This window comes from Francisella noatunensis subsp. noatunensis, assembly GCF_009823375.1.
Classification (GTDB): domain Bacteria; phylum Pseudomonadota; class Gammaproteobacteria; order Francisellales; family Francisellaceae; genus Francisella; species Francisella noatunensis.
Map to the genome: position 1 here is coordinate 1 of NZ_WBSX01000158.1, position 2622 is coordinate 2622.

Sequence of the window (2622 nt, forward strand, 5' to 3'; positions counted from 1 at the left end):
CTATTATGTTACTTTTTGTCATGTGTGTATTCCTCAGTTAAGAGTTTATATTTTGCAAAATAATTCTATCATTCTGCTGCGAATACACCGCTTATTTCTATATTAGATTTTCATCATACACTAGATTCGAGTATAACTCATAGTTTTTTTAGGGAATTAAAACTTGGTTTGACAATATTTGAGCGATATTTTCTAATTTTGATAAGCTCCTTGTAGAACGGAGTGTATACTTTATAGTGTGTGCCATCATCTTTTTTACATTGCCATGGTTCGATAAGTAGACTTCCATTAAAACTATTTACATTTATATCTTGTTTTTGCAGAAATTGTTTAATCTGAGTATCTCTATCAATACTGTACTTGTCATAACATCTATTCCAATAAAAATCCGTGATATTATTTTCTTTGACAAGTTTTTTTATGATTTCTAGGGGATTACCACTAAAAAAGTTGAGCTTATTATTTAGAGATTTACTTAGACTGCTCAAAGAGTGATGAAGCCAAAGTTTGCTAGCTCCACCAATCTCTTGATTCTCATCTAGTATAAATATTGTAATTGTCTCATCTGCTTGACTAGCCTGATGTAGCGCAGGGTTATCCGCAAGGCGTAAGTCTTGACGAAACCAATGTATAGCTATTTTTTTAGGCATATTTCCTCATTTATAATATTATATAACATTTCGACATGTTCATCAGAGTCATTTAAACATGGAATTAAAACAAATTCTTTACCACCTTTTTCAATAAAGTTTTCTTTTTCAGTGATTGCTAGCTCTTCCAATGTTTCTAGGCAATCGGCACTAAATCCTGGGGCTATAACTACAACTTTTTTATTTTGCTTTGCAAATTCTTCTAGTTTGACAGTTGTATATGGTTCTAACCATTTTTTAGGACCAAAACGAGATTGAAATGATAATTCAAAATCTATATCAGGATATTCATTTTGCAGGTTTTCTTTGACCAAGCGATAAGTTTTGTGACAATGGCAATAGTAGGGATCACCTTTATCAAAATATTCCTTTGGTAAGCCGTGGAAAGAAAATAAAATTATATGCGGATATGAGTCTGTAGCTTGCAGATAATTTCTAATTTGTTGACTAATAGTTTGAATATGAAACTTATTATCATAGTAAGGATTTATTGCTTTGATAGTGGGTTGCCATCTTAGCTTTGATAAGACTCTATAAACCTCATCATACACAGTTGCAGTAGTAGTCGCAGAATACTGAGGATATAGTGGAAATACTATTATCTCAGTTACTCCTTGATCTTGTAAGCTTTTAATCTTACTTTCAATGCTTGGATTACCATAACGCATCGCACAATCTACTATGTAATTATCGCGTCTTTGATCTAGTTTTTTTGCTAGATTTTCAGTGTATAAGAGCAAGGGCGATTTATTATGCTCTTTATTCCATACGGCTTCATAAGTATGAACATTCTTTTTTGAACGAATTGGTAGAATAATTAAATTTAAGATTAGTTTCCATAATGAAGGATTAGCTTCTATGACTCTACGATCAGATAAAAATTCTCTAAGATATTTTTTAATAGATTTTGTATCATAGTTATCAGGAGTACCTAGATTAACTAATAAAATAGCTTTTTTATTATATTTAGTACTGTATTGTTGCATATCTTTTGTGTACACATTTAACCTAAGGATAATTGTAGCAAAATATCATAGTCTAAAGTTAAATTTTTTTCATATAACTAACTAAAAAAGGTTATAATTAATTTTGGGCTAAAGGCCTTTTAAAGGAGATGTAAACAAATGAAAAAATAATTTTAATTACTGCAGGTTTGCTGGGTGTTGCGATGAGCTATGCCTATATGCGACCAGCTAATCCATACACAATGTATTATGGTCCAGAAGTTGAGCAAGAGAGAGCACAAGGTGCTGCTTATGTACCACCTGATAGAGAGTTTATTAACTCAAGATATGGTGAGTATATAGACAATAGACAAGTAGAATTTAGTCCTGGTGATGATGCAAATAGACTATTTTGGTCTTATAAGTCAGCCGTAATTAATTAGACGATATTCGTTAAGTTTAAATTGCTAGATTGTATTCTCAATGTTTATAGAGATACCAAAATGTACTTCATTAGGTGTCAAGTAATTTAAACATTTCTTAGGTCTATTATTCAAGTCTATCTGTAACTTTCTAATGTATTGATGAGATATATTGTTAAAGTTAGTACCTTTAGGTATAAATTGTCTGATATACCTATTCATGTTTTCATTAGTACCTCTTTGCCAAGGACTGTATGGATCAGCAAAGAATACTTTGATGCCAGTCTTGCTAGTTAGCTTCTTATGTTTAGCAAACTCTTTACCATTATCAAATGTAGCTGTTAATATTTTATGACCATTAGATACTTTGTACAATATTCTATTGATTGAATTAGCTGTTCTATCTATAGACTTGGCTAAAATAGTAAATCTGCTAGCTCTATCGACCATTGTTACAATAGCACTTTTATGGTCTTTACCAACAATAGTGTCACCTTCAAAGTGATAAAGATTTTTTCTATTAGCACTGCTAGGTCTTTCAGAAATACTCGCTCTATCCTTTATCTTAACTTGTTTAGAGTCACCTTCTTTTTTGTATTTATATTG

The 2622-nt window shown here is 31.1% G+C and carries 3 protein-coding genes and 1 pseudogene; 1 reads left to right on the plus strand and 3 read right to left on the minus strand.

Going from position 1 to position 2622, the window contains the following annotated elements; translation table 11 throughout:
* Positions 1 to 140: 140 nt before the first annotated feature.
* Both F8C69_RS09835 and hemH read right to left on the minus strand, forming a co-directional pair.
* Positions 141 to 650, minus strand: a pseudogene (locus F8C69_RS09835) (deoxyribodipyrimidine photo-lyase); the annotation flags it as partial.
* Complete coding sequence (hemH, locus tag F8C69_RS09840) at positions 635 to 1636, minus strand: ferrochelatase (RefSeq protein WP_159185025.1); 1002 nt, start codon at positions 1634 to 1636, stop codon at positions 635 to 637. The gene hemH and the pseudogene F8C69_RS09835, both read right to left, overlap by 16 nt.
* A 182-nt stretch (positions 1637 to 1818) precedes the next feature.
* Here hemH and F8C69_RS09845 point away from each other — a divergent pair, with 182 nt between their 5' ends.
* Positions 1819 to 2037 carry a hypothetical protein gene (locus F8C69_RS09845; protein WP_159185024.1) on the plus strand — a complete coding sequence of 73 codons (219 nt, stop codon included), beginning with the start codon at positions 1819 to 1821 and terminating at the stop codon, positions 2035 to 2037.
* 24 nt (positions 2038 to 2061) lie between these two features.
* Here the strand turns inward: F8C69_RS09845 and F8C69_RS09850 are convergent.
* A partial coding sequence (locus F8C69_RS09850; protein WP_159183759.1) for an IS30 family transposase occupies positions 2062 to 2622 on the minus strand: 561 nt, incomplete at its 5' end.